This window comes from Streptomyces sp. WAC 04229 (assembly GCF_003947455.1).
Taxonomy (GTDB): domain Bacteria; phylum Actinomycetota; class Actinomycetes; order Streptomycetales; family Streptomycetaceae; genus Streptomyces.
In genome coordinates this window covers 20,610-43,169 of sequence record NZ_QHJH01000053.1, presented here as the reverse complement: position 1 = coordinate 43,169, position 22,560 = coordinate 20,610, and the positions used below count along the sequence as shown (strand labels likewise).

General features: G+C 70.3%; 24 protein-coding genes. 12 read left to right on the top strand and 12 right to left on the bottom strand.

Translation table 11 applies throughout. The annotated features are described in order from the left end of the window. Window positions 1–236: 236 nt before the first annotated feature. From DMH12_RS16910 to DMH12_RS16880, 7 genes are all read right to left on the bottom strand, one after another. Window positions 237–1,025, bottom strand: a complete 789-nt coding sequence (locus DMH12_RS16910) for a JmjC domain-containing protein (protein ID WP_312023939.1) — start codon at window positions 1,023–1,025, stop codon at window positions 237–239. Between the two features lie 117 nt (window positions 1,026–1,142). Further along, window positions 1,143–1,670 carry a hypothetical protein gene (locus tag DMH12_RS16905; RefSeq protein WP_260474232.1) on the bottom strand — a complete coding sequence of 176 codons (528 nt, stop codon included), beginning with the start codon at window positions 1,668–1,670 and terminating at the stop codon, window positions 1,143–1,145. Between the two features lie 73 nt (window positions 1,671–1,743). Further along, window positions 1,744–1,980 (bottom strand): DUF397 domain-containing protein, encoded by a 237-nt coding sequence (locus DMH12_RS16900; protein ID WP_125492410.1) that lies wholly within the window; start codon window positions 1,978–1,980, stop codon window positions 1,744–1,746. A gap of 218 nt (window positions 1,981–2,198) precedes the next feature. Then, complete coding sequence (locus tag DMH12_RS16895) at window positions 2,199–2,411, bottom strand: hypothetical protein (RefSeq protein WP_125492409.1); 213 nt, start codon at window positions 2,409–2,411, stop codon at window positions 2,199–2,201. Continuing rightward, a complete protein-coding gene (locus DMH12_RS16890) occupies window positions 2,408–2,776 on the bottom strand; it encodes a DUF6415 family natural product biosynthesis protein (RefSeq protein WP_125492408.1) in 369 nt (122 codons plus the stop codon). Before DMH12_RS16890 ends, DMH12_RS16895 begins: the two co-directional genes overlap by 4 nt. Further along, window positions 2,773–2,970: a hypothetical protein gene (locus DMH12_RS16885; RefSeq protein ID WP_125492407.1), complete on the bottom strand. Its 198-nt coding sequence runs from the start codon at window positions 2,968–2,970 to the stop codon at window positions 2,773–2,775. The genes DMH12_RS16890 and DMH12_RS16885 overlap by 4 nt, the downstream gene beginning before the upstream one ends. Before the next feature lie 225 nt (window positions 2,971–3,195). Then, window positions 3,196–4,380 carry a helix-turn-helix domain-containing protein gene (locus DMH12_RS16880; protein WP_125492406.1) on the bottom strand — a complete coding sequence of 395 codons (1,185 nt, stop codon included), beginning with the start codon at window positions 4,378–4,380 and terminating at the stop codon, window positions 3,196–3,198. Between the two features lie 116 nt (window positions 4,381–4,496). Between DMH12_RS16880 and DMH12_RS16875 the strand changes: the two genes are divergently transcribed. Continuing rightward, a complete protein-coding gene (locus DMH12_RS16875; protein WP_125492405.1) occupies window positions 4,497–5,039 on the top strand; it encodes a flavoprotein in 543 nt (180 codons plus the stop codon). Window positions 5,040–5,815: 776 nt separating this feature from the next. After that, on the top strand, window positions 5,816–6,139 hold the full coding sequence (locus tag DMH12_RS40250) for a DUF397 domain-containing protein (RefSeq protein WP_125492404.1): 324 nt from the start codon (window positions 5,816–5,818) through the stop codon (window positions 6,137–6,139). Between the two features lie 30 nt (window positions 6,140–6,169). Here DMH12_RS40250 and DMH12_RS16855 read toward each other — a convergent pair whose 3' ends face one another. Then, window positions 6,170–6,379: a hypothetical protein gene (locus tag DMH12_RS16855; RefSeq protein ID WP_125492403.1), complete on the bottom strand. Its 210-nt coding sequence runs from the start codon at window positions 6,377–6,379 to the stop codon at window positions 6,170–6,172. A 341-nt stretch (window positions 6,380–6,720) separates the two neighbouring features. Between DMH12_RS16855 and DMH12_RS16850 the strand changes: the two genes are divergently transcribed. The 3 genes from DMH12_RS16850 (at window position 6,721) to DMH12_RS16840 (ending at window position 8,295) form a co-directional block, all read left to right on the top strand. Further along, complete coding sequence (locus tag DMH12_RS16850; RefSeq protein WP_221763130.1) at window positions 6,721–6,963, top strand: hypothetical protein; 243 nt, start codon at window positions 6,721–6,723, stop codon at window positions 6,961–6,963. Window positions 6,964–7,112: 149 nt separating this feature from the next. Further along, entirely contained in the window at window positions 7,113–7,319 is a 207-nt protein-coding gene (locus DMH12_RS16845) for a hypothetical protein (RefSeq protein ID WP_125492402.1), read from the top strand. 145 nt (window positions 7,320–7,464) lie between these two features. Continuing rightward, the gene (locus DMH12_RS16840) at window positions 7,465–8,295 is read left to right on the top strand and encodes an NmrA/HSCARG family protein (RefSeq protein ID WP_125492401.1); all 831 of its coding nucleotides are present in this window, start codon (window positions 7,465–7,467) and stop codon (window positions 8,293–8,295) included. 113 nt (window positions 8,296–8,408) lie between these two features. Here the strand turns inward: DMH12_RS16840 and glnA are convergent, their stop codons facing one another. Then, window positions 8,409–9,770 (bottom strand): type I glutamate--ammonia ligase, encoded by a 1,362-nt coding sequence (gene glnA, locus DMH12_RS16835; protein WP_125492400.1) that lies wholly within the window; start codon window positions 9,768–9,770, stop codon window positions 8,409–8,411. A gap of 292 nt (window positions 9,771–10,062) precedes the next feature. Here glnA and DMH12_RS16830 point away from each other — a divergent pair, with 292 nt between their 5' ends. The 3 genes from DMH12_RS16830 to DMH12_RS16820 all read left to right on the top strand — a co-directional run bounded on the left by DMH12_RS16830 (window position 10,063) and on the right by DMH12_RS16820 (window position 13,204). After that, complete coding sequence (locus tag DMH12_RS16830) at window positions 10,063–10,731, top strand: DUF3105 domain-containing protein (RefSeq protein ID WP_125492399.1); 669 nt, start codon at window positions 10,063–10,065, stop codon at window positions 10,729–10,731. Further along, the gene (locus tag DMH12_RS16825; protein ID WP_125492398.1) at window positions 10,728–11,354 is read left to right on the top strand and encodes a DUF305 domain-containing protein; all 627 of its coding nucleotides are present in this window, start codon (window positions 10,728–10,730) and stop codon (window positions 11,352–11,354) included. Before DMH12_RS16830 ends, DMH12_RS16825 begins: the two co-directional genes overlap by 4 nt. A 95-nt stretch (window positions 11,355–11,449) precedes the next feature. After that, window positions 11,450–13,204 (top strand): NAD+ synthase, encoded by a 1,755-nt coding sequence (locus DMH12_RS16820; protein ID WP_185832359.1) that lies wholly within the window; start codon window positions 11,450–11,452, stop codon window positions 13,202–13,204. A gap of 19 nt (window positions 13,205–13,223) precedes the next feature. On the opposite strand, the gene DMH12_RS16815 is transcribed toward DMH12_RS16820, so the two are convergent. Then, window positions 13,224–13,670 (bottom strand): VOC family protein, encoded by a 447-nt coding sequence (locus DMH12_RS16815; RefSeq protein WP_125492396.1) that lies wholly within the window; start codon window positions 13,668–13,670, stop codon window positions 13,224–13,226. Window positions 13,671–13,878: 208 nt separating this feature from the next. Between DMH12_RS16815 and DMH12_RS16810 the strand changes: the two genes are divergently transcribed. Next, entirely contained in the window at window positions 13,879–16,872 is a 2,994-nt protein-coding gene (locus tag DMH12_RS16810) for a bifunctional [glutamine synthetase] adenylyltransferase/[glutamine synthetase]-adenylyl-L-tyrosine phosphorylase (protein WP_125492395.1), read from the top strand. Between the two features lie 24 nt (window positions 16,873–16,896). Here the strand turns inward: DMH12_RS16810 and DMH12_RS16805 are convergent, their stop codons facing one another. Both DMH12_RS16805 and DMH12_RS16800 read right to left on the bottom strand, forming a co-directional pair. Beyond that, on the bottom strand, window positions 16,897–17,751 hold the full coding sequence (locus DMH12_RS16805; protein ID WP_125492394.1) for a phosphatase PAP2 family protein: 855 nt from the start codon (window positions 17,749–17,751) through the stop codon (window positions 16,897–16,899). 86 nt (window positions 17,752–17,837) lie between these two features. Beyond that, complete coding sequence (locus tag DMH12_RS16800) at window positions 17,838–18,872, bottom strand: LacI family DNA-binding transcriptional regulator (protein WP_125492393.1); 1,035 nt, start codon at window positions 18,870–18,872, stop codon at window positions 17,838–17,840. 378 nt (window positions 18,873–19,250) lie between these two features. Between DMH12_RS16800 and DMH12_RS16795 the strand changes: the two genes are divergently transcribed. The 3 genes from DMH12_RS16795 (at window position 19,251) to DMH12_RS16785 (ending at window position 22,558) form a co-directional block, all read left to right on the top strand. Beyond that, window positions 19,251–20,522, top strand: a complete 1,272-nt coding sequence (locus DMH12_RS16795; RefSeq protein ID WP_125492392.1) for an extracellular solute-binding protein — start codon at window positions 19,251–19,253, stop codon at window positions 20,520–20,522. A gap of 106 nt (window positions 20,523–20,628) precedes the next feature. Next, the gene (locus tag DMH12_RS16790; RefSeq protein ID WP_125492391.1) at window positions 20,629–21,633 is read left to right on the top strand and encodes a carbohydrate ABC transporter permease; all 1,005 of its coding nucleotides are present in this window, start codon (window positions 20,629–20,631) and stop codon (window positions 21,631–21,633) included. Window positions 21,634–21,646: 13 nt separating this feature from the next. Continuing rightward, entirely contained in the window at window positions 21,647–22,558 is a 912-nt protein-coding gene (locus DMH12_RS16785) for a sugar ABC transporter permease (protein ID WP_125492390.1), read from the top strand. Window positions 22,559–22,560 lie beyond the last annotated feature (2 nt).

The window sequence follows — 22,560 nt, the reverse complement described above, 5'->3', positions numbered from 1 at the left end:
ACGAGTGTTACAAGAGACAGGGAGAGGGTGCGGGGGTGAGGGGCGTCCCGCGCGGCAGCGAAGACCGGCAGTAGGGGCGCCCGCCTCCTCGGGGAGGACCAAACATGGTCGGCGAGTTGATGCGGATCGCTGCCGCGGGTGACCGTGCTCATCAACGACTGGCACGGGAAGGCCCCGCTCATCTTCCACGGGGGGAGCAGACGAGCGGGGCCGGCATGGGTGCCCGCGGCGTTCGGTCAGGTCGTGTACTCCAGCTCGGTCACAGCCGCCTTACGTACTCGGTTCGCCATCTCGGTCATGTCCAGTGCGCCCAGGAGCGCCATGAGAGCACGTGTCGTCTCCCTCAGCCGCTCAGCGAGAACCGGGGGCTCCAGTTCCGCAGGTAGGAGAACACGCCGGAATTCTGGCTCTTCGATCGCCCGTGCGATGAGCTGTTCAGCGAGCCAGAGCGGGGTGCGCTCCCGTATGGCGAAGGTCAGGTGAAGGCTGGCTTCGTCGTGATGCAGGGCGTGCGGGTTGTGGACCCAGCCACGTGGCAGGATCAGGGTCTGTCCAGCCGTCAGCTCGACAGTCAGATCCGGCCCTGCGGCCTCCCAGGCGGCGATGTACTCCTCGCGCCACACGCGGAACGACTCGTTGTACCCGCGCATCGGAGACTCGATGGGCGGCTTCCACAGCTGCCAGGTCTTGGTGCCGGCCACCTGCACGATGACGGCCATTTGTTGGTCCCAGTGATGGAGCAGTCCTTGCTCCCGCCCCGGGGTGAGGAAGCCGTGCATGTAGTTCGAGTAGCCCGTCTCGCGCTGAATGCCCTGGGAGATGCGGTGGAAGGCGGGCAGCCAGCGCTGCATGTTGCCGAACCGGATCGTGTATCCCTGATCGCGCAGTCGGCTCAACTTGGACGGGTCGGTGCGGCCGTCCGTGAGGAACGCGGTCCGGTTGGAGGGGCCGGCCTTGATCACGGCGATCTCACCAGGAGGCGCACAGCCGGTGTCGATCAGTTCGTTGAAGGATTCCAGGCTCATGGCCTCGTCCACCTCGGTCCGTCCCCGGTCGTACACACGGGGCTCGTCGGGCCAGGCGGCCAGGAGGTCAGCTACTCCGTTGCGAGGAAGCAGTAAGCGAAGCGACATGGTGTCTCCTCACAGATCATGAGGGAGTAGCGGACAGGCAAGGTCTGTGTGGTGCAAGTTCGGGCAGCACACGACCTGGACGGCGAAGAGGGTGCGAGACGGCGTGTAGTGAACCCAGGAGACGTCAACACCTCGGGGGAGGACGTTGCGGACGTAGGCGAGCTTGACGTCGAGGCCCGCGTACGCTCGCAGACCATCAGCCCGTTCGAAGGGCGGACTGCCGATGTACTGCTGCTTCAGCCAAGCTGTCGCGTCACCGACATCCGCCCAGGTACGAGCCTTCGTGGCCTGTCCACGCTTCAGCAGCCAGTGCCCGGTCATCAGCGGGGGGAGGGCGCCGTTGGTGAACTCGCTGGCGGCCTCCCGGTACCGGTCAGCACAGGTCGCACCGGCGTCGGGCAGGACATCGTGGGCGGGCCGCCGGTTGCCCTCTTTGAAGTAGGTCTCGGGTGAGCCGGTCCAGGGGCCGAAGCCGTGCCAGTGGCCAGTCCACGTCTGGCTGGTCATGCTCACCCGTTCGGGTGCGATAGCGGTCATGGGGACCTTCCGGAAGTGGGCCGCCCCGCGCGCTGGAGCGGCCCGTGGTGAGGAGGGTGGGAGAGCGGTCAGCCTAGAGCGCCAGGCCCCGGTTCCGGACCCACTCGATGGCGAACGAGTCGAGCTCCGCCCCGGTCATGCGCAGCTCGCTGCCCTTCGCCTCGGACTTGGAGTCGCCGACGGCGAACGCATCCACCACGCCCGCCAGCGGCGCGGTGGTCATGCAGGTCTCGTTGTCGCCTCCGAGGTTGCCTCCGCACCACTTCCTGGTGGGCGCGTCGGCCACCGGCAACTCGTACAGGTTCCTCATCACTGACCTCCAGTGATCTGATGATGGAGAAGCGGTCTCCGGCCGTTGTGCAACCCGCCCCAGTGCTCGACCTGTCCAGGGTTCGGGGGCCTGGGGCGGGGGTTCTTGGCATCCGCCCCGCTGGAGGTTTGCGGACCTCCGACGGGAGGGGCGTTCATGGGTGCGACCCTGACCCGACGGTCGCCGTGGGGCCCCGTACGCCGAGGCTGGCGGGGCGGTCAGCCGCCCTGGGGGAAGACCCGCGCGCGCAGGATGCGGGCCATGGCGCGGACGGCCACCGGGTGCATCTCCAGCTGGCCGACGTGAGCACTGTGCGCCCACACGTTCCAGCCGGGCCCGGAGTTGCCGGCCTCCTGAGCGACGAGGACCGCGTCGTCCGGATCGGTGATCGGTTCGTCGCAGTGCTGGCAGACGTGCGCCTCGGCCGTCACTTGGACTCGCCGCCCATCCGCTCGTGGTGGTCGCAGAGGGCGGTCAGGACCCGGGCGAGGCGTCTGGCGTATCGGAGGGGCCCGCCGGGGCGCGGCAGCGGCTGTGCGCGGAGCTTGCCGCGGGCCTCTCCGACGCAGGCGAGGGTGCAGTACCGGGCGATGCTGCCCGACGCCTTGTCGGCCCTGGACTCCACGTCGGGGATCAGCCGTTCCAGGTGGCTGCGGAGTTCTTCGATCACCGCCATTGCAGCGTCTTCCGCCTCCAGTTCTATGGGGCTTCCGCCGTCGGGCAGGAGGACCGCTCGCACGGACTTGCGCATGGCCTCCAGGTCGACGGGGGCGCTGTTCTGCTCTGTGGCACTCACCGGGCTGCCGCCCGCTCCGCGCGGTGGCGGGGGCAGCCGCACGGCGGGTAGACGTCCCGCAGGGGCGGCGGCATCCTGCCGCCCTTCACGTTCACCGTGCCGCAGTCCTCGGTAACCGCGCCGTCCTGGTTGACCCGGTACACGTGCAGGGTCATCTTGACGCCGGACGTTCGCGGGGCTGTAGCGTTCCTCATGTCGACGCTCCTTCGCAGCGTTGGCCGGCCCCGGAGTCGTTCGCGCGGCTGCCGGGGCGCACCAGGTAACGACTGCTGGGGCGCGGCTGCGAAGGACCTGTTGTTCGGAAAGTTCCAGCGGTGGGTCATCGCGCCGTCCTCACACCGTCGTTAACTTGGTGTGAGTACAGCGTGACCCTCCGGGAAGGGCGGAACGCTCACAGATCTGTGAGCGCCTGTGAGCGTCTATAGACCGACCCAGGCCGCCATGTGCGACAACGTGTCGGGCGTCCGGCGCGACAGGTGCACCAAGCCCGTGATCGTCTCCCGGGCGGCCGGGTGGTAGCGGGTCTGCTCGGGCGCCAGCCGCCGCGCTTCGACCAGCGACTTCAATGCCCCGTCGGTGTGACCGGTCTCCACCTCTGTGCGGGCCTTGTCCACCAGGAAGTGCGCGCGGCGGGACGTCGCCAGCTGCGCCGGAAGCTTGATCTTCCTCGCCTGCTTCAGCGCGTCGTCGTAGCGGCGCATCTCGACTGCGGCGGACATCTTGTGCAGCGCCACGTTGGCCGGCCCGAAGCTGAGCCAGTGCACATCGCTGGCGTCACCGATGCGCTTGGCGATCCGGCGGGCCTCCCCGATGTGGAGGTCCACGGCCGCCTGGTCCGCCGCCCGCGCGGACAGGACCGACGCACCCAGGTGCAGCTGCCCGGACACCGCCAGGGCCTCCCGCGTCTGCTCCGCCTGGCCGACGATGCCGTGCCCGGAGGCGACCAGGCGCTTCCCGATCCGGTACTCGCCCTCGCGGAAGTAGACCAAGGCGCGCATGTACTGGCGGACGGCGGCCAGACACGGATCGGAGGCGCGCTCGGCCGCCCAGTCCATGCGGTCCAACGCCACGGAGGAGAGGTCGTAGTACCCGAGCTTGATGCTGATGTCGTGGGCGGTGCGGTAGGTCGACGCGAGGGCCTGCCACAACTCGGTGGACGGCGACGACCAGGCGGCGTGCGTCAGTTCCGCCATGAGGCCCGGCAGCTTCCGGGCAGCGGCCCGAAGGTGCGTTGCTCGTACGTCCGCGCACATGCGCTCTGCGCCGGCGATCAGCTCGTCGGCCGGCCGTACGGTCAAGTCCGGGTTCGAGCCCAGGTCGTAGAGGTCCAGCGCCTCCCGGATGGGCCGGACCAGTTCGGCGAGCCGGTCACGCTGCAATTCGGACACGTACGGCTGGCCGGTCAGGACCGTGACGTCGATGTTCAGGGCCTGCGCCACAGCAGCGACGAAGTCGGCTGTCGCAGGTCGGGCCGCGCACTCCACCTGGTTGAGCAGACTGTAGGAGTACGGCAGCAGATCGGCGAGCTGGCGCTGTGTCAGCCTGGCGAGTCTGCGCTGCTCCTTGATGCGGGCGCCCGTGTGGTTGTCGTCCAGTGAGTGCATACTGGTCTCCGTTCCAAGCAGCCACTTGGAACAGTACCCCCGCCCTTCGGGCGGAGCACCGCTTCCGCTCCCGACTCATCCGTGAGCGGGGGCGGTTGTGTGATCCGATGGACTGCATGACCACACCCGTCCTGTACCTGTTCGGTTCGGCCGCCCCGCCCGTCGCCGACGTCGCCGGCGTCATCACGGACGCGCAGCACCGCGGCTTCGACGTGTGCCTCGGGCTCACACCGACCGCCGCTCGCTGGCTCGCACCGCAACTGACCGAGCTGGAGCGGCTCACGGGCCACCCGGTCCGCAGCGAGTACAAGATGCCCGGGACGCCGGACGTGTGGCCGAAGGCCGACGTCATCGCTCTCGCCCCGGCCACCTTCAACACGGTGAACTCGTGGGCTCTCGGCCTGACCCACGACTTCGTGGTGGGCGTAGTCGCCGAAGGCATCGGCAAGCGCATCCCCACCGTGACCATGCCGTGCGTCAACGCCGCGTACGTACAGCACCGCCAGTTCGAGCGCAGCGTCAGCGAGCTGCGCGCGATGGGCGTACGCGTCCTCTACGGAGAGGACGGCTTCCAGCCGAACCAGCCGGGCCAGGGCCACCCCAGCGAGTACCCGTGGCACCTGGTCCTCGAAGCCGTCCTGGAGATGCACCAGGGCTGACCACACGGACGGCCCAGCAGAAGAGCGGCCACGTCTCGCCCGTAGGGAGCCCCCACCGCGCATCCCCCCGATGACGGGGACACGCTGGGATCATGGCCAGCAACCCACCCGTCGTCGTGTGCCCGCCCACTGAGACCGGCGGCCGCCACGTCCGGATCGACGGCACGATCCTGGACACCGTCTACTCGCTGCGCGACCTGACAGCCTCCTCCAGAGCGCCGGCTTGGAGGGCTGGGACGAGCTGGACGTGGCCGGCTCGGCGCTGATCGAGTGGCGGGGCGGGGGCGGGACACCTGGGAACGCTGAACACGAGTGCCCCCCGCTGAGGGGTGCACAGCGGAGGCGGCGCAACCAACGCCTGGGAAGCAGTCCGGAGCAGGCCCACCGCCCCCGGGAGTCGCCGGACCCTTGCGGGGGCACGGGTGAGGCGGTGGAGCGCCAACGATGCGCCAGTGTGGCTGGAAATCACAACCCCTTGGAATGCAAGGGAGCCCCGCAGGCACAGGGCCGGCGGGGGCTCAAGGGGGCAAGGCGAGGGCGAGCGGGCTCGGTGAGGGATCAGGGCTCCCCCCGCCGTTGCTCGGTGGGTCGCCGCGGCGCCAGACCAGGGCGTCTGGATCCCAGGAGGGCGCCTGAAGGCTATAGCCGTCGGGGCAGGACGGGCCGGAGGGCCCGGGATGGGCCAGTGGCGCCCTGCGTCCCGGAGCGGCCGGGCGGCCCAGTGATCGATTCACCCAGCTCTCCGGGACTGCCGGAGGGTCCCGGCGGGCCGGACGGTGGTCGGCCGCGCCGACAACACCTACGACAGCCGACCGGTCAGCGACCCCCGTCAACTGCGGATCCTCGAAGTGCGCTACGACACCATCCGCGCCGAGGCTCTGACGACCAAGGAATCCTCGGTCTTCATCGAGCAAGTGCTGGGGAGACATGATCGTCTGATTCAAGAGCAGCTACAGCAGCAGCGCGAAAACGGAAACGACTGCGTCGGTCGCGAAACCCCCGCCACCATCCACATCCGCGACTCCAAGCGCCCCGACGGCGCTCACCTCGCCGTGCCCCCGGCCGTCTGGACGGCATTCGTAGGGCCCCGGACACGGTGATCCGGGGCCCGCACGCATAGGTCGGGTGGCTCAGGCCACCGTCGTGTGCGCGTTGCCGTGGATCGCGGAGGCGCCGAGGCCGGTCGTGACGGCGAGGTGGCCGGTCTCCGCGTGGAGGCCGGCGCCGAACTGGCCGTCGCCCGCTATGAGGGCCGCGCCGATGGCGATGTTGCCGCCGGACACCTGGTCCAGGTCCGCGTCGGAGAGCTCAGCGGTTTCGGCCTGGGGGACGAAATTCATGACAGGACTTGCCTTTCGTACCGACGAGAGGGGGAGCGGAACCGGTCACCGGCGTGCCGCGCACCGATCAAAGCACGGAGTGGAATTACCTACTCCGCTCTCATCGCCGCCGCGTTCACCAGTGTGCGGATGTGGTCGGGGAAAGCACTCGCCTCTTCACGCTTCCCGCCGCTCCGGGACCTGAAAGGCGGCTGGCCGGACCGCTCTCCCTCCGCCGCACCCCGTCCATGCGCCGTCGCGAGGCACGGTGTGCAGGTCCGACGAATATTCGGCGCGGCCCCGGCACCGGGTGAGTGACCGTCAGTTCGTCCGGGCCTGCCCGGGTGCCGGCAGACCGCGGTGTGAACGGATCCCGCGAGTACGGCGAGAACGCCGTGCTGCGGGTGAAGCGGATCCGGCACCTGCTCGGGTGCCCCGAGTCGCTGGCCGCGATGCGGTCACGGCTGCGGCGACTGGACGATCAGATGGACGGGCTCGCTCAATCCCGCGGCGCTCTTGCCGAGTACATCGGCGCGGCCGAGCGAATGAGCAACGAGACCTGTCCACCAGTTGACGACGCCGGCCCGGAACCCCTCCCCGCCTGAGCGGCCGGGTTGCCTCGTCTTGCGGATCGTCTCGGCCGGCGGCACCCCGCCGGCCTGCCTCCTTGGCCGCCCTTCGACGGCCCAGCTTGTTCTAGGGGCTACGGTCTCGCTGGGTTCTGACTCAGCGCAGGGTTCCGTTCGGCTGCTCGGTGAACCAACAGACCACCCGCGAGTACGTCGACACCCCGCCCTCACCATCGGCCTGGCCTGACGTCCTCAGGGGCATCGGCATGGTGACGGCTGCCGCGTGCACCACCCGGGGTACCGACCTCACCCTGTCCCTGGCCGAATGGACCGACCCGGCCGTCATCCGGCTCAGCCCGGGGGCGGAAGCGACGAGCCCGGACCGGACGTGATCGCCCCCCCGGCTCGGGGCCTTCACCGAGTGACGCAACCCATCGTGCTTGACCTCAATTGCGCTTGAGGTTCAAGACTCGGTCATGGCGATCCGTCGCCAACCCACCCGCACCGGCCTGCGAACGACCCGATAGGGAGCACGCGTTGACCGACAACAAGATCGTCCTCGTCCTCGGTGGCACCGGCAACCAGGGCGGTGCCACCGCTCGTGAACTGCTGTCCCGCGGCTGGACGGTGCACGCGCTCGTCCGGAACCCCGACAAACCCGAGGCCCAGGCGCTCGAGGAGCAGGGCGCGGTGCTCGTCAAGGGCGACCTTGAGGACGTCGGCTCGCTGCGCGAGGCCGTGGCCGGGGTGTACGGCATCTACAGCGTGCAGGCGCTGGCCTACGAGCCGGAGACGCTTGCCGCCGAGGTACGCCACGGCAAGGCCGTCGCTGATGCCGCGAAGGAGGCAGAGGTCGCGCACTTCGTCTACAGCTCCGTGGGCGGTGCCGAGCGCAACACGGGCATCGACCACTTCGAGAGCAAGGCCGAGATTGAGGAGCACATCAAGAAGCTCGGTCTGCCGGCCACCGTTCTGCGGCCGGTGTTCTTCATGAACAACCTGCTCCACTTCGCCGACGCCGAGGGCGAGCGCGTGATGTCGTTGCCGGTCAAGCCGGACAAGCCGATGCAGTTCATCGCCTCCGACGACATCGGCGTCTTCGCTGCCAACGCGTTCGACAATCCGGCCGAGTTCATCGGCAAGGAGATCGAGCTCGCGGGTGACGAGATCACCTTCCCGCGGGTGGCCGAGATCTACGAGCGGATCACCGGCACCCCGACCCGCCTGGAGACCACTCCCATCGAGGAGCGCATGTTCGAGTGGTTCGCCGAGGACGGCTACCAGGCGGACATCCCTGCCCTGCGCAAGCTCCACCCGGGCCTGCTGACATTCGAGCAGTTCCTGGCCCAGCGCCTCGCCGCCTCCTGAAAGCGGACGGGCAAGCCCTGTGAGGCTCCGGCGAAGGTCGCCGGAGCCTCACAGGGAGGGTGGGACACGGAGCACCGTGACCCAATGCCACGTAGGGCACGCTCTGAGGTCGTCTACAGCACCGGCAGCGACTTCCGCAGCTCGAACGCCGTGACCTGGGACCGGTACTCCTCCCACTCCTGCCGCTTGTTGCGCAGGAAGAAGTCGAAGACGTGTTCGCCGAGCGTCTCGGCGACCAGGTCGCTGCGTTCCATCAGGGCGAGGGCCTCGCCGAGGTTCTGGGGGAGGGGCTCGATGCCCAGGGCGCGGCGTTCGGAGTCGGAGAGGGCCCAGACGTCGTCCTCCGCGCCCGGCGGGAGTTCGTAGCCCTCCTCGATGCCCTTGAGGCCGGCGGCCAGCAGGACGGCGTAGGTGAGGTACGGGTTGGCGCCGGAGTCGATGGAGCGGACCTCGACGCGGGCCGAGCCGGTCTTGCCGGGCTTGTACATGGGGACGCGGACCAGCGCGGAGCGGTTGTTGTGGCCCCAGCAGATGTAGGAGGGGGCCTCGCCGCCCGCGCCGGCCGTGCGCTCGGAGCCGCCCCAGATCCGCTTGTACGAGTTCACCCACTGGTTGGTGACCGCCGAGATCTCCGCCGCGTGCCGCAGCAGGCCCGCGATGAAGGAGCGGCCGACCTTGGAGAGCTGGTACTCCGCGCCGGACTCGTAGAACGCGTTGCGGTCGCCCTCGAAGAGCGAGAGGTGCGAGTGCATGCCCGAGCCCGGGTACTCCGAGAAGGGCTTCGGCATGAAGGTGGCCTGGAGGCCCTGCTCCAGCGCCACCTGCTTCATGACCAGGCGGAACGTCATGATGTTGTCCGCCGTCGAGAGCGCGTCGGCGTAGCGGAGGTCGATCTCCTGCTGGCCCGGGGCGCCCTCGTGGTGGGAGAACTCCACCGAGATGCCCATCGACTCCAGCATCGTGATCGCCTGGCGGCGGAAGTCCATGCCGATGTTCTGCGGGGTGTGGTCGAAGTAGCCGGAGTTGTCGGCGGGGGTGGGGATCGAGCCGTCGACCGGCTTGTCCTTCAGCAGGAAGAACTCGATCTCCGGGTGGGTGTAGAAGGTGAAGCCCAGGTCGGAGGTGCGGGCCAGGGCGCGCTTGAGGACGTAGCGAGGGTCCGCGAAGGACGGGGAACCGTCCGGCATCAGGATGTCGCAGAACATGCGGGCCGTGCCGGGCGCCTCCGCGCGCCAGGGCAGGACCTGGAAGGTCGACGGGTCGGGCTTGGCGATCATGTCGGACTCGTACACCCGGGCGAAGCCCTCGATGGCCGAGCCGTCGAAGCCGATGCCCTCGTCGAAGGCCTGCTCCAGCTCGGCGGGGGCCACGGCGACGGACTTGAGGAAGCCCAGTACGTCCGTGAACCAAAGGCGTACGAACCGGATGTCGCGCTCCTCCAGCGTCCGGATCACGAACTCCTGCTGCTTGTCCATCTTCCGTATCCCCATCCTCGCTGGTCAGGCCGCCTGTCTCCGGTACGGCGGGAGGCGGCCCCGCACCTGAGCATCACACCACAGCGCCGTTTCGAACGCGTTGCGGACCCCGGCCGGCCGGCCCACCCCATGACCGCAGGGTAGAGGCCACCTGTTCGATCGGGCCATTCCGGGGATCCGGCCGGGGCGGATCCTGTGATCTCCCTACGAAGGAGCCGCCTTCCACCCTTACGATCAGCGGACCCGGCCACCCCGCTCGACGGCAGAAGACTTCCCAGAAGGGCTGCACCCCATGGGTTCCGCGAAGAAGAACAGCAACACGGCGCGACAGGCCCGCATAGCCGAGATGCGGCGTGCCGAGGAGGCGCGTGAGCGCCGGAACCGGATCCTCACCATCGCGGTCAGCACCGTGGTGGTCGCCGGTCTCGTCGTCGGCGGCGTCATCCTGATCCGGGGGCAGTCGGACGACTCCTCCGGCGACACCGCGTCCGACGGCAAGAACTCCGGGAAGTTCGTCACCGGCGAGGACGGGGTGAAGACCTGGAAGGGCGACCTGGCCCGCAACCACGTCGCCAAGAAGGTCAGCTACCCCGTGGACCCGCCGGTCGGCGGCGACCACAACCAGGTCTGGATGAACTGCAACGGCGACGTCTACACCAAGCCGCTGAACAACGAGAACGCCGTGCACTCGCTGGAGCACGGAGCGGTGTGGGTGACGTACACCGAGGCGGCCCCGAAGGCCGAAGTGGAGAAGCTGGCCGCCAAGGTCAAGAAGACGCCGTACTCGCTGATGAGCCCGGACGAGAAGCAGCAGGACCCGATCATGCTCACCGCCTGGGGCCACCAGCGCACGGTGACGGGCGCCGACGACCCGAACGTGGACAAGTTCTTCGAGAAGTTCGTCCAGGGCGAGCAGACCCCCGAGCCGGGGGCCGCGTGCACGGGCGGGCTCTCCCAGTGACACCGAAGCGGGCCGGCTGGACCGCGGGGGCCGCCGCCGCGGTCCTCGTCGCGGCCGGCGGGATCACCTACGCCGTCGCGGGCGACGACGGGGCGAGCCGGGTGCCGTCCGCCGACTCCGCGGACGCCGGGTTCGCGCGCGACATGTCGGTCCACCACCAGCAGGCCGTGGAGATGTCGTACGTCGTGCGCGACCGCACCGGCGACGAGGAGGTCCGGCGGCTCGCCTACGACATCGCGCAGACCCAGGCCAACCAGCGCGGCATGATGATCGGCTGGCTCGACCTGTGGGGGCTGCCGAAGGTGTCGTCCGACCCGCCGATGAGCTGGATGGGGATGGGCGGGGCGCCGTCGGCCGGTGAGGGCTCGCTGATGCCGGGGATGGCCACCGACGCCGAGATGGCGAAGCTCGGCACGCTGAACGGGAAGCGGGCGGAGGTCTACTACCTCCAGCTGATGACCGAGCACCACAAGGGCGGCGTCCACATGGCCCGGGGCTGCGTCGAGAAGTGCACGGTCGGCGTGGAGAAGCGCCTGGCCGGCGGGATGGTGGAGTCGCAGGAGTCGGAGATCCGGCTGATGGCGGACCTGCTGGCGGAGCGGGGCGCCAAGCCCCGGATGTGAGCGCGAGGCCCCGGGACACGAGCGCGAAGCCCCGGACATGCGCCGGACACCGATACGTCACCCCATTGTGTCGTTCTGACGATTACACTGGCCGGGTGCCTCGACTACGACTCGCCCTGAACCAGATCGACTCCACCGTCGGCGACCTCGACGCGAACGCGGAGGCGGTCCTGCGCTGGACCCGGCACTCCGCCGACCGGGGAGCCCATCTGGTGGCGTTCCCCGAGATGATGCTCACCGGGTATCCCGTGGAGGACCTGGCCCTCAGGTCGTCGTTCGTGGAGGCGTCCCGCACCGCCCTGCGCGCCCTCGCGGCGCGCCTCGCCGAGGAGGGCCTCGGTGGCCTTCCGGTGGTCGTCGGCTACCTGGACCGCTCGGCGACCGCCCAGCCGAAGTACGGCCAGCCGGCCGGCGCCCCGCAGAACGCGGCGGCCGTGCTGTACGGCGGCGAGGTGGCGCTCGCCTTCGCCAAGCACCACCTGCCCAACTACGGCGTCTTCGACGAGTTCCGCTACTTCGTCCCCGGCGACACCATGCCCGTGGTCCGGGTGCGCGGCGTCGACGTGGCGCTGGCCATCTGCGAGGACCTGTGGCAGGACGGCGGCCGGGTGCCCGCCGCCCGCTCGGCACGCGCCGGACTGCTGCTCTCCGTCAACGCCTCCCCGTACGAGCGCGACAAGGACGACACCCGGCTGGAGCTGGTGCGCAAGCGCGCCCAGGAGGCCGGGTGCACCACCGCCTACCTCGCCATGACCGGCGGGCAGGACGAACTGGTCTTCGACGGCGACTCGATCGTCGTCGACCGGGACGGGGCGGTCGTGGCCCGCGCCCCGCAGTTCACCGAGGAGTGCGTGGTCCTGGACCTCGACCTGCCGGCCGCCGAGCCGGAGGCGCCCGCCGGCGTGGTGGACGACGGTCTGCGCATCGAGCGGGTCGTGCTGTCCGAGGACCCGGTACCGGCCGACGGGACCCCGCTGTCCGGCGGCCGCGCCGAGCCGCTGGACGACGACGAGGAGGTCTACTCGGCGCTGGTGGCCGGACTGCGCGCGTACGTCACCAAGAACGGCTTCCGCTCCGTGCTGATCGGCCTGTCCGGCGGCATCGACTCCGCGCTGGTCGCGGCGATCGCCTGCGACGCGCTGGGCGCCGAGCACGTGTACGGCGTGTCGATGCCGTCCAGGTACTCCTCCGAGCACTCCAAGGACGACGCCGCCGAGCTGGCGCGGCGCACCGGCCTGCACTACCGGACCGTCGCGATCGCGCCCATGTTCGACGCCTACATGGGTGCGCTGGGACTGACCGGCCTGGCCGAGGAGAACCTCCAGTCCCGGCTGCGCGGCACGCTGCTCATGGCGCTCTCCAACCAGGAGGGCCACCTGGTGCTGGCGCCCGGCAACAAGTCGGAACTGGCGGTGGGCTACTCGACGCTGTACGGCGACTCGGTGGGCGCGTACGGGCCCATCAAGGACGTGTACAAGACGTCGGTCTTCCGCCTCGCCGAATGGCGCAACCGCGCGGCCGGAGCCCGCGGGCAGACCCCGCCGATCCCGGAGAACTCGATCACCAAGCCGCCCAGCGCGGAGCTGCGCCCCGGCCAGGTCGACACGGACTCGCTGCCGGACTACCCCGTGCTGGACGCCGTCCTCGAGCTGTACGTCGACCGGGACCGGGGCGCGGACGAGATCGTCGCCGCCGGGTTCGACCGCGACCTGGTGACGCGGACGCTGCGCATGGTGGACACCGCCGAGTACAAGCGGCGGCAGTACCCGCCGGGGACCAAGATCTCGGCCAAGGGCTTCGGCAAGGACCGCCGCCTGCCGGTCACCAACCGCTGGCGGGAGACCGGCTGAGACGGCGGCACGGCAGGGGTCAGCCCTGGGGCCGCTGGTCCGCGAGGACCTTGTGCAGCGGCTCCGCCACCCGGCGCCGGTACTCCTGGACCGCCCAGCCGTTTCCGTCCGGGTCCTTGAAGTACATGAAGGTCGCGCCGTCGTCCGGCGCGTACTGCACCGGCTCGGAGACCTCCAGGCCGCGCCCGGACAGCTCCGCGTGGGCCGCCTTGATGTCGGCGACGCACAGCTGGAGGCCCTGGTACGAACCGGGCTCCGGCCGGGTCTGCCCCTGCGCCATGTCCCAGATGGCGTCACCGAGGGCGATCGAGCAGCCGGAGCCCGGGGGCGTCAGCTGGACGATGCGCATCCCTGGCATGACCTCCTGGTCGATGTCGACGTGGAAGCCGACCTTGTCCCGGTAGAAGTCCCGGGCCCGGTCGATGTCACTCACGGGCAGCGGAACGACCTCGAGGGTGAAGTCCATGGCATGACTCCTTCGGCTTCCTGCGGCATCCGTGCCGGCCTCGGCGCCGGCCGCGGTGTCCAACAAGCTAGCGGCTTCCCGCCCGGGGCGCCGCCCGTTCGGTGCCCCGCGGGCGATCCCCGGTTACGCTCGGCCGTACGACCTTGATCCCACATGTCCCCCAGGTCCATCCCACAAGTCCATCCCACAGGTCCGACAGGAGGCCGAGATGACGGCGCCGGGGCGCAGGAGCAGTACCTTCACACGGCTGCTGCGGCACGGCTTCACCGATCCCTCGGCCGCCGAGGAGCTGCTGGACGGCGCCGAGCTGGCCGAGGTCCGCTCCGACCCCGTACTCCTCGAGGCACTGGGCGCCACCGCCGACCCCGACCTCGCCCTGCACGGCCTGGTCCGGCTCCTGGAGGCGCAGCCCGACCCCACCGCCCGCCGGGAGCTGCTGGACACCCTGGTGGCGGCCAAGCCGCTGCGCGACCGGCTGCTCGGTGTGCTCGGCGCCTCCGAGGCCCTCGCCGACCACCTGGCCCGGCACGCCGGCGACTGGCAGGCCCTGGTCACCTACGAACCCCGCGACCTGCACCCCGGAGTCGAGGAGTTCGAACGCGGCCTGGCCGAGGCCACCGACCCCGTCGCGCTGCGCGTCGCCTACCGGCGCTGCCTGCTCTCCATCGCCGCCCGCGACGTGTGCGGCACCATCGACCTCGCCGAGACCGCCGCCGAGCTGGCCGACCTCGCCACCGCCACCCTGCGCGCCGCCCTGGCCATCGCCGAGGAGGCCGCGCCCGGGGACGCCGCGCTGTGCCGGCTGGCCGTGATCGCGATGGGCAAGTGCGGCGGTCACGAACTGAACTACGTCTCCGACGTGGACGTCATCTTCGTGGGCGAGGCGGTCGGCGACGCCGACGAGACCAAGGCGCTGCGGGCCGCGACCTCGCTGGCCTCGCACATGATGCGGATCTGCTCCGAGACGACCGTCGAGGGCTCCATCTGGCCCGTCGACGCCAACCTGCGCCCCGAGGGCCGCAACGGGCCGCTGGTGCGCACCCTCAGCAGCCACGTCGCCTACTACCAGCGGTGGGCCAAGACCTGGGAGTTCCAGGCGCTGCTCAAGGCCCGCCCGGTGGCCGGCGACCCGGGCCTCGGCGCCGAGTACGTGGCCGCCCTCCAGCCCCTGGTGTGGCAGGTCGCCGACCGCGAGAACTTCGTCGCCGACGTGCAGAAGATGCGCCGCCGGGTGGTGGAGAACATCCCCGCCGCCGAGGTGGACCGCCAGCTCAAGCTCGGCCCCGGCGGCCTGCGGGACGTCGAGTTCGCCGTGCAGCTGCTCCAGCTGGTGCACGGGCGGTCCGACACCTCCCTGCACAGCGGTACGACGCTGGACGCCCTGGAGGCGCTCGCCGCGGGCGGGTACGTGGGGCGCGCGGACGCCGCCCAGCTCGACGAGGCGTACCGCTTCCTGCGCTCCATGGAGCACCGCATCCAGCTGCACCGCCTGCGGCGCACCCACCTGGTGCCCGAGGACCCGGCCGACCTGCGCCGCCTGGGCCGCTCCCTGGGCCTGCGCACCGACCCGGTGGCCGGGTTGCAGCGCGCCTGGAAGCGGCACGCCTCCGTGGTGCGGCGGCTGCACGAGAAGCTGTTCTACCGGCCGCTGCTCGACGCCGTCGCCCAGCTCGCGCCCGGCGAGGCCCGGCTCAGCCCCGAGGCGGCCCGCGAACGCATGGTCGCCCTCGGGTACGCCGACCCGGCCGCCGCGCTGCGGCACCTGGAGGCGCTGGCGTCCGGGGTCACCCGCAAGGCGGCCATCCAGCGCACGCTGCTGCCCGTACTCCTCGGCTGGTTCGCGGACTCCGCCGACCCGGACGCGGGCCTGCTCAACTTCCGCAAGGTCTCCGACGCGCTCGGCAAGACCCCGTGGTACCTCAGGCTGCTGCGGGACGAGGGCGCGGCCGCCGAGAACCTCGCCCGCGTGCTCTCCGCCGGCCGGCTCGCCCCCGACCTGCTGATGCGGGCCCCCGAGGCGGTCGCGCTGCTCGGAGACGGTGCGACCGGCGGCCTGGCGCCGCGCGGGCGCCCCCAGCTCGAGCAGGAGATACTGGCCGCGGTCCGGCGCGCCGACGGAGGCGAACAGGCGGTCACCGCGGCCCGCGGGGTGCGGCGCAGGGAGCTGTTCCGTACGGCCGCCGCGGACATCGTCGGCTCCTACGGCACCGAGGCGCAGCCCGTCGAGGCCGACCAGGGCGCCCTGGTGGACCTGGTGGGCGACGCGGTCTCCGACCTGACGGCGGCGACGCTGGCGGGGACGCTGCGGGCGGTCGTGCGGGAGGGGTGGGGCGACACGCTGCCGACCCGGTTCGCGATCATCGGCATGGGCCGGTTCGGCGGCCACGAGCTGGGCTACGGCTCGGACGCGGACGTGCTGTTCGTGCACGAGCCCCGCGAGGGCGTGGACGAGCGGGAGGCCGGGGACGCGGCCAACAAGGTCGTCGCCGAGCTGCGCCGCCTGCTCCAGGTGCCGAGCGCCGACCCGCCGCTGCTGATCGACGCCGACCTGCGGCCCGAGGGCAAGTCCGGGCCGCTGGTGCGGACGCTGAAGTCGTACGAGGCGTACTACCGGCGCTGGTCGCTGGTGTGGGAGCGGCACGCGCTGCTGCGGGCCGAGTTCGTGGCCGGCGACGCCGACCTGGGGCGGCGGTTCACCGAGCTGGTCGACCCGCTGCGGTACCCGGCGGACGGGCTCGGCGAGGAGGACGTACGGGAGATCCGGCGGCTCAAGGCCCGGATGGAGTCCGAGCGGCTGCCGCGCGGCGCGGACCCCAAGCTGCACGCCAAACTGGGGCCGGGCGGGCTCTCCGACGTGGAGTGGACCGTGCAGCTGGTCCAGTTGCGGCACGGCCACACCGAGGCCGGGCTGCGCACCACCCGGACGCGCGCCGCGCTGGCCGCCGCGTCCGGCGCCGGGCTCATCCCGGCGGAGCAGGCCGGGATCCTGGACGAGGCGTGGGTGCTGGCGACGCGGGTGCGCAACGCCGTGATGCTGGTCCGCGGCCGGGCCGGCGACACGTTCCCCACCGACCCGCGCGAGCTGGCCGCGGTCGGCCGCTACCTCGGCCACGGCCCGGGCCACGCGGGCGACATGCTGGACGAGTACCGGCGCACGGCGCGCAGGGCACGCGCGGTGGTGGAGGAGCTGTTCTACGCGTGATGCCGGGCGCGTGATGCCTGGCGGTCACGCCCGCGTGGGCAACCACGCCCGCTTCCGTGCCGCCGCCACCCGCGGCAGCGCGTACGGCAGGCTGCCGTACCAGGCCGCCGCCACCAGGTAGCCGAACGCCAGGCACAGCACGCCCCCCACCGCGTCCAGCCAGAAGTGGTTGGCGGTCGCCACGATCACCACCAGCGTCAGCGCCGGGTACAGCAGCCCCAGCACCTTCACCCACGGCACGGACGCCAGTGCGAAGATCGTCAGTCCGCACCAGACGGACCACCCGATGTGCATCGAGGGCATCGCCGCGTACTGGTTGGACATGTTCTTCAGGTCACCGGACGCCATCGACCCCCACGTCTGGTGGACCATGACGGTGTCGATGAACCGGCCGCCGTTCATCAGACGGGGCGGGGCGAGGGGATACAGGTAGTAACCGACCAGGGCCACGCCCGTGGTCGCGAAGAGGACGAGACGGGTCGCGGCGTAGCGACCGGGATGGCTGCGGTACAGCCACACCAGCACACCGAGGGTCACCACGAAGTGCAACGTGGCGTAGTAGTAGTTCATCCCGATGATGAGCCAAGTCACCGAGTTCACGGCGTGGTTCACCGACTCCTCCACGGCGACGCCCAGTTGCTGCTCCACCCGCCAGATCCAGTCGGCGTTGCGCAACGCCTGCGACCGCTGTTCCGGCACCGCGTTGCGGATCAGGGAGTACGTCCAGTAACTCACCGCGATCAGCAGGATCTCGAACCACAGACGGGGCCGGCGCGGCGCACGGAGCCGGCGCAGGAGCCCCTGCCCCGTCCCCTCAGTGACGGGGTGCGGAACGGCCTCTGCGCGGCGTTCCGGAGTCCTCACGGTCGCGTCACCCATAGGCATGGAGTCTGCCAGAAAAGACATCTTCCACCGATCATCCCCCCGTCCGCTGTGGCCCGCATCCGCCGCGCGGAGGGCGGACGTCAGGAGCGGTTGCGCTCGCCCGGAGCGGAAGCCGTGGAGCCGCGGACGACCAGCTCCGGCATGAACACGAACTCGCTGTGCGGCGCGGGCGTCCCGGCGATCTCCTCCAGCAGCGTGCGCACGGCCGCCTGCCCCATCGCGGGGACCGGCTTGCGGACGGTCGTCAGCGGCGGGTCGGTGAAGGCGATCAGCGGCGAGTCGTCGAAGCCGACGACCGAGATGTCCTTGGGTACGTCGAGCCCCTGCTGCCGGGCCGCCCGTATCGCGCCGAGCGCCATCATGTCGCTCGCGCAGACCACCGCCGTGCAGTCACGGGCGATGAGCGCGGTGGCCGCCGCCTGGCCGCCCTCCAGGGTGTACAGCGAGTGCTGGACGAGTTCCTTCTCCACGATGTCCGCACCGAGGTTCAGCTGGTCCTGGACGGTGCGGACGAAGCCCTCGATCTTGCGCTGCACGGGCACGAACCGCTTCGGCCCCAGGGCCAGCCCGATCCGGGTGTGGCCGAGCGAGACGAGGTGCGTGACCGCGAGGCTCATCGCGGCCCGGTCGTCCGGGGAGATGAACGGCGCCTGCACCTTCGACGAGAAGCCGTCGACGAGGACGAAGGGCACGCCCTGGGCGCGCAGCCGTTCGTAGCGCTGCATGTCGGCGGTGGTGTCGGCGTGCAGTCCGGAGACGTAGATGATGCCGGCCACCCCGCGGTCGACCAGCATCTCGGTCAGCTCGTCCTCCGTGGAGCCGCCCGGGGTCTGGGTGGCGAGGACCGGCGTGTACCCCTGGCGGGTCAGCGCCTGGCCGATGACCTGGGCCAGCGCCGGGAATATCGGGTTCTCCAGCTCCGGGGTGATCAGGCCCACCAGGCCCTCGCTGCGCTGACGCAGCCGCACGGGGCGTTCGTAGCCCAGGACGTCCAGGGCGGCGAGTACGGACTGGCGGGTGGTGGCGGCGACGCCCGGTTTTCCGTTGAGGACCCGGCTGACCGTCGCTTCGCTCACCCCCGCCTGGGCGGCGATGTCGGCAAGCCGTGTGGTCACAGGGGTGGACTGTACCTGTCGGCCGCCGCCTTGCCCACCGATCGGACGCCGTGGACGGCCTGTTGGACGGCCCGGCGCGGGCTGCTGCGTCATCGCGCTCCCTCGAGAAAGTGGCGGCAAGAGCTTGCAGAGTCTTGCACAACCGGCCGGATACCGCTCGGCCCCTGTAAACAAGCGTCTCACGGTGGTCGCCAAGAGGTCACGCCCGGATAACTTCGGAGATGTCTTGCACTTTTTTGCTGCAAGACCTTTCGCCGCGCTTACAACGCTGTTACGTTCACGTCGCCCGACGGCAGCAACGACGCGGTCGGCAGCGGCAGGAGCGGCGGACGGGCCCGCACCCTGCACCACACGGGCTTTCACCCTCAAGGAGAACTCATGCGGCGTGGCATAGCGGCCACCGCGCTGGTGGCGTCCCTCGCCCTGGCGGCGACGGCGTGCGGCGGGGACGGCGACAGCGACAGCGAGTCCGGCGGACCGGTCACCATCACCTACTGGGACACCTCGAACGCGACCAACGAGGCGCCGACCTACAAGGCGCTGGTCGAGGAGTTCGAGGCCGCCAACAAGGACATCAAGGTCGACTTCGTCAACGTCCCCTTCGACCAGGCGCAGAACAAGTTCGACACCGCCGCCGGTTCCAAGGGTGCCCCCGACGTGCTGCGCTCCGAGGTCGGCTGGACGCCCGCCTTCGCCAAGAAGGGCTTCTTCCTGCCGCTGGACGGCACCGAGGCCCTCGCCGAGCAGGACAAGTTCCAGCCCAACCTGATCGAGCAGGCCAAGTACGAGGGCAAGACCTACGGCGTCCCGCTGGTCACCGACACCCTCGCCTTCGTCTACAACAAGGAACTGTTCGAGAAGGCCGGCGTCGAGGCCCCCAAGACCTGGGACGACCTGAAGAAGGCCGCCGCCACCATCAAGGACAAGACCGGCGCCGACGGCTTCTGGGGTTCCACCGCCGGCTACTACGGCCAGCCGTTCCTGTTCGGCGAGGGCACCGACACCGTCGACGCCGAGGGCAAGAAGGTCACCGTCAACTCGCCCGAGGCGAAGAAGGCGTACGGCACCTGGCTGGGCCTGTTCGACGGCAAGGGCCTGCACAAGGCCGACACCACCGCCGACGCCTACGCCCACATCCAGGAGGCGTTCGTCAGCGGCAAGGTCGCCTCGATCGTCCAGGGCCCGTGGGAGATCACCAACTTCTACAAGGGCTCGGCGTTCAAGGACAAGAACAACCTCGGCATCGCCACCGTCCCGGCCGGCTCCACCGGCAAGGCGGGCGCCCCGACCGGCGGCCACAACCTGTCGGTCTACGCCGGTTCGGACAAGGCGCACCAGGAGGCGTCGCTGAAGCTCGTGAAGTTCATGACCTCGGCGAAGTCCCAGGAGACCATCGCCCTGAAGAACTCCACGCTGCCGACCCGCGACGACGCCTACACCGACAAGGTCAAGGCCGACCCGGGCATCGCCGGCTACCAGACGGTCCTGCCCGCCGCCCAGCCGCGCCCGGCGCTGCCGGAGTACGGCTCCCTCTGGGCGCCGCTGGACGAGCAGCTCCCGCAGATCGCCGGCGGCAAGAAGTCCCTGGACGAGGGGCTGGGCGACGCGGAGGCCGCGATCGCCAAGCTGGTGCCGGACTTCTCCAAGTGAGTCCGCGGCCGCCGGGTCCCCCGCGTGGGGGGAGGGGACCCGGCGGCCGGTGCGCCGTACCCCTCGATCGTCCCGCCCAGCCCGATGCTCCCGAAGGTGCCGAACCATGACAGTCACCATCGACCGCGCGACCGGCAAGCGCCGCGGTGACCGCACACCGCGGCCCGGCCTCGGCCGCCGTCTGAGAGACGGTTACCAGAAGTACTGGTACGCCTACGCCATGATCGCGCCGGTGGCCGTCGTGATCGGCGTCCTCGTGCTGTACCCGCTCGGGTACGGCCTCTACCTCACCCTCACCGACGCCAACAGCCTCAACACGGCGCGCACGATTGGCGTCAACGAGATCGAGGCCACCTACAAGTTCATCGGCCTGGACAACTACGCCGACATCCTGTGGGGCCCGACGGCCTACGACCGCTTCTGGTCGCACTTCATCTGGACCATCGTGTGGACGGCCGTCTGCGTCGGCCTGCACTTCTTCATCGGGCTCGGTCTGGCGCTGCTGCTCAACCAGAACCTGCGCGGCCGCACCTTCTACCGCCTGCTGCTGGTCCTGCCCTGGGCCGTGCCCACCTTCGTCACCGTCTTCGGCTGGCGCTTCATGCTCGCCGACGCCGGCATCATCAACTCGGCCCTGGACTGGCTGCACCTGCCGACGCCCGCGTGGCTGGAGGACACCTTCTGGCAGCGGTTCTCCGCGATCATGGTGAACACCTGGTGCGGTGTGCCGTTCATGATGGTCTCGCTCCTCGGCGGCCTCCAGTCCATCGACAACAGCCTCTACGAGGCGGCCGAGATGGACGGCGCGAGCGCCTGGCAGCGCTTCCGGTACGTCACCCTGCCGGGCCTCAGGTCGGTCAGCTCCACCGTCGTCCTGCTGGGCATCATCTGGACCTTCAACCAGTTCGCCGTGATCTTCCTGCTCTTCGGCAACTCCGCCCCCGACGCGCAGATCCTGGTCACCTGGGCCTACCACCTCGGCTTCGGGCAGCAGCCGCGCGACTTCGCACAGTCCGCGGCGTACGGGATCCTGCTGCTGGCCATCCTGATCGTCTTCACCTCCTTCTACCGCCGCTGGCTGAACCGCAATGAGCAGCAGCTCGCGATCTGAGGCAGGAGCCACCATGAGCACGACCGCAGTGCCGACCACCGCGCCCGCCGAGCAGGTCGCCGAGTCCGCGGCGAAGCCGCCCCGGGCCAGGAGGCGCGGCGAACGAAGCCGTACCGCGAGCGCCGCCTCCCACGGCATCCTGACCGTCGCGAGCCTGATCGCGCTCTTCCCGGTCGCGTGGCTGGTCTACCTGTCCCTCGGCCCGGACAAAGACGACTACCTGCACCCCGGGCGCATCTGGTCGAAGATGACCTTCGACAACTACGCCTTCGTGCTCCAGCACACGAACTTCTTCGAGTGGCTGAAGAGCTCGCTGATCGTCTCGCTGGGCACCACGGTCATCGGCGTCCTGGTCGCCGCCACCACCGGCTACGCCGTCTCCCGGATGCGCTTCCCCGGCTACCGCAAGCTGATGTGGGTGCTGCTGGTCACCCAGATGTTCCCCATCGCGGTGCTGATCGTGCCGATGTACCAGATCCTGTCCGACCTCCAGCTCGTCGACAGCTACCTCGGTCTGGTCCTCGTCTACTGCTCGACCGCGGTGCCGTACTGCGCGTGGCTGCTCAAGGGCTACTTCGACACCATCCCGTTCGAGATCGACGAGGCCGGACGGGTGGACGGACTGAGCCCGTTCGGGACCTTCTTCCGGCTGATCCTGCCGCTCGCCCGGCCGGGCCTGGCGGTCGCCGGCTTCTACAGCTTCATCACCGCCTTCGGCGAGGTGGCCTTCGCCTCGACGTTCATGCTCAGCGACACGAAGTACACCTTCGCGGTCGGCCTGCAGAGCTTCGTCAGCGAACACGACGCGCAGCGCCACCTGATGGCGGCCACCGCCGTGCTCGTGGCGATACCCGTCTCCGCCTTCTTCTACCTCGTGCAGAAGAACCTGGTGGCCGGCCTCACCGCCGGCGGCACGAAGGGCTGACG

Excerpts from the sequence above, each read along its gene's own strand:
- DMH12_RS16885 (WP_125492407.1), bottom strand. The coding sequence starts at position 2,970 with ATGAGGAACGCTACAGCCCCGCGAACGTCCGGCGTCAAGATGACCCTG.
- glnA (WP_125492400.1), bottom strand. The coding sequence starts at position 9,770 with ATGGACAAGCAGCAGGAGTTCGTGATCCGGACGCTGGAGGAGCGCGAC.
- DMH12_RS16830 (WP_125492399.1), top strand. The coding sequence starts at position 10,063 with ATGGGTTCCGCGAAGAAGAACAGCAACACGGCGCGACAGGCCCGCATA.
- DMH12_RS16790 (WP_125492391.1), top strand. The coding sequence starts at position 20,629 with ATGACAGTCACCATCGACCGCGCGACCGGCAAGCGCCGCGGTGACCGC.
- DMH12_RS16905 (WP_260474232.1), bottom strand. The coding sequence starts at position 1,670 with ATGACCGCTATCGCACCCGAACGGGTGAGCATGACCAGCCAGACGTGG.
- DMH12_RS16785 (WP_125492390.1), top strand. The coding sequence starts at position 21,647 with ATGAGCACGACCGCAGTGCCGACCACCGCGCCCGCCGAGCAGGTCGCC.
- DMH12_RS16805 (WP_125492394.1), bottom strand. The coding sequence starts at position 17,751 with ATGGGTGACGCGACCGTGAGGACTCCGGAACGCCGCGCAGAGGCCGTT.
- DMH12_RS16880 (WP_125492406.1), bottom strand. The coding sequence starts at position 4,380 with ATGCACTCACTGGACGACAACCACACGGGCGCCCGCATCAAGGAGCAG.
- DMH12_RS16815 (WP_125492396.1), bottom strand. The coding sequence starts at position 13,670 with ATGGACTTCACCCTCGAGGTCGTTCCGCTGCCCGTGAGTGACATCGAC.
- DMH12_RS16900 (WP_125492410.1), bottom strand. The coding sequence starts at position 1,980 with ATGAGGAACCTGTACGAGTTGCCGGTGGCCGACGCGCCCACCAGGAAG.
- DMH12_RS16855 (WP_125492403.1), bottom strand. The coding sequence starts at position 6,379 with ATGAATTTCGTCCCCCAGGCCGAAACCGCTGAGCTCTCCGACGCGGAC.
- DMH12_RS16875 (WP_125492405.1), top strand. The coding sequence starts at position 4,497 with ATGACCACACCCGTCCTGTACCTGTTCGGTTCGGCCGCCCCGCCCGTC.
- DMH12_RS16910 (WP_312023939.1), bottom strand. The coding sequence starts at position 1,025 with ATGAGCCTGGAATCCTTCAACGAACTGATCGACACCGGCTGTGCGCCT.
- DMH12_RS16810 (WP_125492395.1), top strand. The coding sequence starts at position 13,879 with ATGACGGCGCCGGGGCGCAGGAGCAGTACCTTCACACGGCTGCTGCGG.
- DMH12_RS16795 (WP_125492392.1), top strand. The coding sequence starts at position 19,251 with ATGCGGCGTGGCATAGCGGCCACCGCGCTGGTGGCGTCCCTCGCCCTG.